The sequence below is a fragment of the Streptomyces sp. NPDC046862 genome, assembly GCF_040704615.1.
Classification (GTDB): domain Bacteria; phylum Actinomycetota; class Actinomycetes; order Streptomycetales; family Streptomycetaceae; genus Streptomyces.
Window position 1 is genome coordinate 144,553 of the sequence record NZ_JBEYXP010000007.1, and the last position, 8,004, is coordinate 152,556.

General features: G+C 71.3%; 4 protein-coding genes. All 4 read right to left on the reverse strand.

Annotation, left to right across the window (positions count from 1 at the left end; genetic code table 11):
* Positions 1-145: 145 nt before the first annotated feature.
* Entirely contained in the window at positions 146-2,992 is a 2,847-nt protein-coding gene (topA, locus tag AB0959_RS10030; RefSeq protein WP_366825844.1) for a type I DNA topoisomerase, read from the reverse strand.
* A gap of 339 nt (positions 2,993-3,331) precedes the next feature.
* On the reverse strand, positions 3,332-3,529 hold the full coding sequence (locus AB0959_RS10035; protein ID WP_366825845.1) for a hypothetical protein: 198 nt from the start codon (positions 3,527-3,529) through the stop codon (positions 3,332-3,334).
* Positions 3,530-3,627: 98 nt separating this feature from the next.
* Complete coding sequence (locus AB0959_RS10040; protein ID WP_366825846.1) at positions 3,628-6,036, reverse strand: protein kinase; 2,409 nt, start codon at positions 6,034-6,036, stop codon at positions 3,628-3,630.
* Positions 6,037-6,233: 197 nt separating this feature from the next.
* A complete protein-coding gene (locus AB0959_RS10045) occupies positions 6,234-7,805 on the reverse strand; it encodes a class I SAM-dependent methyltransferase (protein WP_366825848.1) in 1,572 nt (523 codons plus the stop codon).
* Positions 7,806-8,004 lie beyond the last annotated feature (199 nt).

Genomic DNA, 8,004 nt, shown 5'->3' on the forward strand with positions numbered 1-8,004 from the left:
TACCCCGTCCGCGGCGGTCGACATTGAAGCAGAAAACACCCTGACGGGCAGGGCCACACTTTCAGCCCATCGGCGAGCGGATACCAAGATTCACAAGGCTTCTACAAGTGGGCCCCGGCTTCTGCCGGGGCCCACTGTGCGCTGTCTACTCGGCGTCGGGTGCCTTGACCGCCGCTGTCTTCTTGGCAGGAGCCTTCTTCGCCGCGGTCTTCGCCGCGGTCTTTGACGTCGTCGTCTTCTTGGCGGCCGTCTTCTTGGCCGGGGCGGCCTTCTTCGCGGTCGCCTTCTTGGCGGGGGCCTTCTTCGCCGCCGTCTTCTTGGCCGTCTTCTTGGCGGGCGCCTTCGCCCGCTTCTCGGCGAGCAGCTCGAACCCGCGCTCCGGAGTGATCTCCTCGACGCTGTCGCCCGACCGCAGGGTCGCGTTGGTCTCGCCGTCGGTGACGTAGGGACCGAAGCGCCCGTCCTTGACGACGACCGGATTGCCGCTGACCGGGTCCGCGCCCAGCTCCTTCAGCGGCGGCTTGGCCGCGGCCCGGCCACGCTGCTTGGGCTGGGAGTAGATCTGCAGTGCCTCTTCGAGCGTGATCGTGAAGAGCTGGTCCTCGGCCTGCAGCGAACGCGAGTCCGTGCCCTTCTTCAGGTACGGCCCGTAGCGCCCGTTCTGCGCGGTGATCTCCTGGCCCTCGGCGTCGGCGCCGACGACACGCGGCAGCGACATCAGCCTGAGCGCGTCCTCCAGGGTCACCGTGTCCAGCGACATCGACTTGAACAGTGAGGCCGTGCGCGGCTTGACCGCGTTCTTGCCCGTCTTCGGGGTGCCCTCGGGGAGCACCTCGGTGACGTACGGGCCGTAGCGGCCGTCCTTGGCCACGATGGTGTGGCCGGTCGACGGGTCGGCGCCCAGCTCGAAGTCGCCGCTCGGCTTGGCGAGCAGCTCCTCCGCGAGCTCGACGCTCAGCTCGTCGGGGGCGAGGTCGTCGGGGATGTCCGCGCGCTGGTGGTTGTCGGAGTCCTTCTCACCGCGCTCGATGTAGGGGCCGTAGCGGCCGACGCGGAGCACGATGTCGCTGCCGACCGGGAAGGACGACACCTCGCGTGCGTCGATCGCGCCCAGGTCGGTGACCAGCTCCTTCAGGCCGCCCAGGTGGTCCCCGTCGCCGTTGCCCGCCTCGGCGGCGCTGCCGGCCCCGTTCGAGCCTTCGCCGAAGTAGAACCGCTTCAGCCACGGCACGGCCTGCGCCTCGCCGCGCGCGATGCGGTCGAGGTCGTCCTCCATCTTGGCGGTGAAGTCGTAGTCGACGAGCCGCCCGAAGTGCTTCTCCAGGAGGTTGACCACGGCGAAGGACAGGAAGGACGGCACCAGGGCGGTGCCCTTCTTGAACACGTAGCCGCGGTCGAGGATCGTCCCGATGATCGACGCGTACGTCGACGGGCGGCCGATCTCGCGTTCTTCGAGCTCCTTGACCAGGCTCGCCTCGGTGTAGCGGGCCGGGGGCTTGGTGGCGTGCCCGTCGACCGTGATCTCCTCGGCGCTCAGGGCGTCGCCCTCGCGGACCTGCGGCAGCCTGCGCTCGCGGTCGTCGAGCTCGGCGTTCGGGTCGTCGGCGCCCTCGACGTAGGCCTTCAGGAAGCCGTGGAACGTGATGGTCTTGCCGGACGCGCTGAACTCGACGTCCCGCCCGTCGGCCGCCGCGCCGCCGATCTTGACGGTGACGGAGTTCCCGGTCGCGTCCTTCATCTGCGAGGCGACCGTCCGCTTCCAGATCAGCTCGTAGAGCTTGAACTGGTCGCCGGTCAGTCCCGTCTGGGCGGGCGTGCGGAAACGATCACCCGAGGGCCGGATCGCCTCGTGCGCCTCCTGCGCGTTCTTGACCTTCCCGGCGTACGTGCGCGGCCGGTCCGGCAGGTAGTCGGCGCCGTACAGCTGCGTGACCTGGGCGCGGGCCGCCGCGATGGCCGTGTCGCTCAGCGTCGTGGAGTCCGTACGCATGTACGTGATGTAGCCGTTCTCGTACAGCTTCTGCGCGACCTGCATCGTCGCCTTCGCGCCGAAGCCGAGCTTGCGGCTGGCCTCCTGCTGCAGCGTCGTCGTACGGAACGGCGCGTACGGCGAGCGGCGGTACGGCTTGGACTCGACCGAGCGCACGGAGAACCGCGTGCTCTCCAGGGCCGCGGCCAGCGCGCGGGCGTTCGCCTCGTCCAGGTGCAGGGTATTCGCGCTCTTGAGCTGCCCGAGCGAGTCGAAGTCACGGCCCTGGGCGACACGCCTGCCGTCGACCGTGGTCAGGCGCGCGACCAGCGAGGACGGGTCGGACGCGTCGCCGGCGCGGCCGGTACCGAAGGTGCCCGTCAGATCCCAGTATTCGGCGGATCGGAACGCCATGCGCTCGCGCTCCCGCTCGACCACGAGCCGGGTCGCCACGGACTGCACACGGCCCGCCGACAGCCGCGGCATGACCTTCTTCCACAGGACCGGCGAGACCTCGTAGCCGTAGAGGCGGTCGAGGATGCGGCGGGTCTCCTGGGCGTCGACGAGCTTCTTGTTGAGCTGGCGCGGGTTGGCGACGGCCTCGCGGATCGCGTCCTTGGTGATCTCGTGGAACACCATCCGCTTGACCGGGATCTTGGGCTTGAGGACTTCCTGAAGGTGCCAGGCGATCGCCTCGCCCTCGCGGTCCTCATCGGTGGCGAGGAAGAGCTCGTCCGATTCCTTCAGAAGGTCCTTGAGCTTCTTGACCTGGGCCTTCTTGTCGGCATTGACCACGTAGACGGGCTGGAAGTCGTGATCGACGTCCACGCCGAGGCGCCGGACCTCGCCGGTGTACTGCTCGGGCACCTCCGCGGCGCCGTTGGGGAGGTCACGGATGTGCCCGACGCTCGCCTCGACGATGTAGCCGGGGCCAAGGTAGCCCTTGATCGTCTTCGCCTTGGCAGGCGACTCGACGATGACGAGTCGGCGGCCGCCCTTCGCGGTCTCGCTGGTCGGGGACAACTTCGCTCTTCTCTCCGGTCGACGCTGGGTCTCCCCAGGTTTTCGTCCCGGGGGCGGGTCACACCCCCTTCGCGACCGGCGCCTCACGGGAGGCACCAGCCGTCGGCCCGGGGGTCGGGTCATGCTGACGCTGCGGAGTGTGACGGTACATCCCGCCCCCGTGTCAAACGGGAAAAGCCCGCAACGGCCACTCGAACGGTAACCCGACTACCGCCATTCCTGCCGCCCGGAGTGAGCACCGACTCTACCGACCCCATCCGGAGGGTGACTTCCCGGTTACCCAGAGGCGTTTTCCGGCCAGGTCCCCGAAGTCGGCCGGCCCGGTCCTCAGAGCTGTCCTCAGAGTTGTGTGAAGCACCACGCACCGGCCGCCAGGGCGGCCAGCGCGGCGACGCCGGCGATGGTCGCCGACACGGCGGGACGTACGCCGTGGGCGACCGGCAGGCGCTGTCTCAGCCGGGTCGCGGTCCACACCGCCAATCCCGCTCCGAACAGGGCGAACACCGCTCCCGCGAAGATCGCCGATCCGCTCTCCATGTCCCGTTCCTCCCGTCCTGGGGTGCCCAGCGACGGGAGGCTGACACGCACGGGAAGCGGGCACGCGAATCCGGGGTGAACAGCAGGCGACCGGCTGGTCAGACGGAGCCCGGCGCGGATATCTTCCCGGTCGTCTTCTGGTCGGCGTCCGCGCTGCCCACGGTGCAGACGATGGTGGTGAAGCCCTCGTTCCAGTCGTCCTTGCCGGACGTCCAGCCGTAGACCGCGCGCTCCGGCCCGGACGCCCAGGTCGACGCGAACTTGTTGCCGCAGAGATCGCTCGCGTTGTCGAGTGCCTTCTGGAACTCCAGGTTCCCGGGCGGCTCGACGAACCCGATCACCTGGTCGGTGTGCGGCTTGGCACAGTCGGCCAGGGGCGTCGTGGCCGTGTCCTCCTTCTCGTCCTTGATCCAGACGAAACAGTCCTCGATCCCCATCTGCGCCACCCAGAGGTCGATGCCCTCGTCCCGGAAACGCCCGACCTCACCCCTGATGGGAACATGCCGTCCGAGTACGAGACATGCCGTACCGCCACCGGCCTCAGTGAACCCTTCCTCGGTCGGGACAACGGCGTAGTAACCCGCGTCGGGGAGGCTGTTCGCCATCGGCCTGGTCTGCTTCTCGCACCGCTTCGCGCCGTTGTCCCGGGCGTCCGCGTAGTCGGTCGCCGTGTCGATCGCGACCACCTGGCCCGCCGGGTAGTCGTCCTCGCAGTCCACTACGCCGAGGTTGGGGACCGACTTGAAGCTCTCCCCCGCCGACCAGACCGCCTTCACGCAGTCGCCCGCCTTCAGCGGCTTGGCGAGTCCGGCCTGCTTGCCGTACGGGTACACCGGGCCGGTGGGCTTCCGCGAGGGCGACGAGAGCGCTGTTGAGGACTTCGTCGGCTTCGGGTCCGGGTCGTCGCCACCGGTCAGGGAGACGGCCGCCCATGTGCCGCCGACGATCACCATGAGGACGGCCGCCACGATGGCGACGATCCCGATGGCGGGCGCCTTGCGACGTGGGCCTCCCGGCGGCGGGCCGCTCGCGGGTGCCACGCCGAAGGTCTGCTGGTGGGGCTGGTGCTGGTGCGGTTGGTGCTGGTGCGGTTGGTGCTGGTGCGCTTGGTGCTGCTGGTAGGCCTGGTACGGGCCACCTGCCTGAGGAGAAGTCCCGCCGTCGGCGTACGGGTTGGGTGTGTCCGCGTAGGGAGCCCCGTAGGGAGAGGCCTGGTTGCCCGCGTACGGGTTCCACGGACCGTACGGCGACGGGGTGCCGAACGGCGGCGCCGCCCCTGGAGTGTGTGGCGTCTGTGGGGTGTTGGGCGTGGGACGCGCCCCGGGTGTCCGCGGACCACCCGGCGTGTGCGGCGTCTGAGGGGCGCCGGGGGTGGTGGAGTGCGCGCCCGGAGTGCCCCGCGTGTGGTGCGCCCCCGGCACACCCGGCGTGTGTGGTGCGCCCGGAGTCGGGGCGCCGCCCGGCGTGGCCGCCGCGTACCCGGGCGGGGAACTCGCCCCGTACCCCGGCGGCGGGCCGAAGCCCTCCGGTGCGGGGGCCGGCGCACCGCCGGGCGCGGGCGACCAGGGGGGCGGTGCCCCGCCGCCCGGCAGAGGCCCGCTCTCGGTGTCGGCCACCCCCTCCAGACCGCGCGCCACGGCCTCCGGTGACAGCCTGCGCACCGGGTCCTTGATGAGTAACCCCTGGAGCACAGGGGCGAGTTCGCCCGCGCGGGCCGGCGGTGTGGGCTCCTCGCCGAGGAGGGCCGTCAGGGTCGCGTACTCGCCGTTGCGGTCGAACGGGCCGCGGCCCTCGACCGCCGCGTAGAGCGTGGCGCCGAGCGAGAACAGGTCCGCGGCCGGTGTCGGCGGCTCGCCCCGTGCGCGCTCGGGTGCCAGATACCCGGGTGTGCCGAGGATGCCGGCGGTGGCCGTGAGCCTGGGCTCGCGGGACTCCGGCTGGAGCGCGATGCCGTAGTCGGTGAGCAGCACGCGCGCGTGAGGGTCGCCCGAGGCGTCGGCCGCCAGAAGGATGTTGGCCGGCTTCACGTCGCGGTGCAGGATGCCGATCCGGTGTCCCGCCATGAGCGCGTCGAGGACGGCGAGCCCGATCCGCGCGACCTGCCGGGGCTCCAGCGGCCCCGACTGCCGGACGACCGCCTGGAGGTCGATCGCGTCCGGCACGTACTCCATGACGATCCAGGGCAGTCCCTCGTGCACCACCACGTCGTGCACCGTCGCCACGTGCGGATGGCCGCGCAGGCGCGCCGCGTGCCGTGCCTCGCTGCGGGCCCGCGCGATCCTCCCCCGCTCTCGGCTTCGCTCGAGCGGGGGGACCCCCATCGCCGGCTCCGTGGCGTCCATCGGCACGTCGGGCAGCGCGATCTCCTTCATCGAGACCTCGCAGGCCAACTCCTCGTCGTACGCGAGCCATACGCGGCCCATGCCGCCCGCGCCGAGCGTGCGCAGCAGCCTGTACCGGCCGCTGATGATCCTGTTCCGGCCCTGGTCCGGCGTCTCCCCCGCCATCACGTCCCCCGATCCCCCGAGACAGCGCGCCTCCCCCGAGGACGCGTGCGATCCGTCTCTTGAAAATAGCTTCGCACGCACCACTGACAGGAGCCCTTTTGCGGACCAATCCTGCCAGACCGGACACTTGCGACTCAGGGGTACGGACGCGCACCATCCGCCGCCGCTCGAAGCCCGGCGACAGCGCGTGAGACCCGTCACCCGGCCGGTTCGAGGAACCCCTGCTGCACCAGCAGCCGGATCTGCGCCGGGGTCCGGTCACGCAGCAGCACCGGGTCCTCGCCGACCAGTTGCGCGATGGCGTCGAGGATCCGGCCCGCGCTGAGCGTGCCGTCGCACACTCCGGCGAAGCCCGCGCCGACCGTGTCCACCTTGGTGGCCCGGCGCATGCCCCGGTTCTGCCGCAGCACCACGTGCTCGGGGTCCTCCGCGCCCGGCAGCCCCACCTGCTCCTGGACGATCTCCTCGACGAGCCTGAAGTGCCCGGTGAGCAGGGCCGCGTCGTCGTGCCCGCGCAGGTAGTCGAGGCGCTCGAAGTGCGCGCGCACCGTGTCGCCGAGCGGCTGTTCGACCGGATGCGGCCACTCCTCCACCGTGATCGACGGCTCGGCGGCACCGGTCTTCCGCAGGGTGATCCAGCCGAAGCCGACGGCCCTGACCTTGCGTGCCTCGAACTCGTCGAGCCAGGCGTCGTAGCGCGCCTGGTACTCGGCGGCGTCCCCGCGGTGGTCGCCCGCGTCGCGCAGCCACAGCTCGGCGTACTGCGTGACGTCCTGCACCTCGCGCTGCACGATCCACGCGTCGCACCCGCGCGGCACCCAGGAGCGCAGCCGGTCCTGCCAGTCCTCGCCCTCCACGTGCTGCCAGTTGGCGAGGAACTGCGCGAACCCGCCCTCGTTCAGCCGCTCCCCCGCCTGCCGTACCAGCGCGCGGCACAGGTCGTCGCCGCCCATGCCACCGTCCCGGTAGGTGAGCCGGGCTCCGGGAGAGATCACGAAGGGCGGGTTGGACACGATCAGGTCGTACGTCTCGTCGTCCCGCACCGGCTCGAACAGCGAGCCCTCACGCAGGTCGGCCGCCGGGGCAGCGGACAGCGCGAGCGTGAGCGCGGTGATGTGCAGCGCGCGTGGGTTCACGTCGGTCGCCGTCACCCGGGTGGCGTGCCGCGTGGCGTGCAGGGCCTGGATCCCTGAGCCGGTGCCGAGGTCGAGCGCGGCGCCGACCGGGGTCCGTACGGTGATCCCGGCGAGCGTGGTGGACGCCCCGCCCACGCCGAGTACGACGCCTTCCTCACGGCTGCCGATACCGCCGGCTCCGCCGACCGCGCACCCCAGGTCGGACACGATGAACCAGTCCTCGCCGTCGGGCCCGCCGTAGGGCCGTACGTCGACGGTGGCCGCGAGATCGCCCCCTGAGTCCTCCGAGTCCCCGGCGTGCCCTTCGACGTGCCCGCCGGCGCGCACCAGCCAGCCGCTCTCCAGGCACGCGTCGACCGGCAGCACGTCCGCCACGCGCGCGGACGCCACGGGCTGCTGCAGCAGGAACAGCCGCACGAGCGTCTCCAGCGGCGTGTCCCCACGTGTCGCCCGCAGCGCCGGCACGGTCTCGCTGCGGGCCAGCGCCGCGTACGCGGGAGCGCCGAGCAGCTCGAGCAGCCCGTCAGCGGTGAAGGCGGCTCGGATCAGGGCGTCCCGGAGCCGCGCGGCGACGTCGGGGCGGTCCGTGGAGGGCAGGGTGGACGGCGGGGAAGACAGGCTGGAATCGCTCACGGTCCCATTGTGTCGGCTCCCGCGGACATGGGGCGTGCACCTGTGGACGGCCACCTGTGGACAGCTGGGCGCCCACCTGGGGGCTGGACGTCCACCTCGGGACGGCTGGACGTCCACCTCGGGACGGCTGGACGTCCACCTCGGGACGGCTGGACGTCCACCTCGGGACGGCTGGACGTCCACCTCGGGACGGCTGGAC

Coding starts and splice junctions, on each gene's coding strand:
- AB0959_RS10040 (WP_366825846.1), bottom strand. CDS start 6,036: ATGGCGGGGGAGACGCCGGACCAGGGCCGGAACAGGATCATCAGCGGC.
- AB0959_RS10035 (WP_366825845.1), bottom strand. CDS start 3,529: ATGGAGAGCGGATCGGCGATCTTCGCGGGAGCGGTGTTCGCCCTGTTC.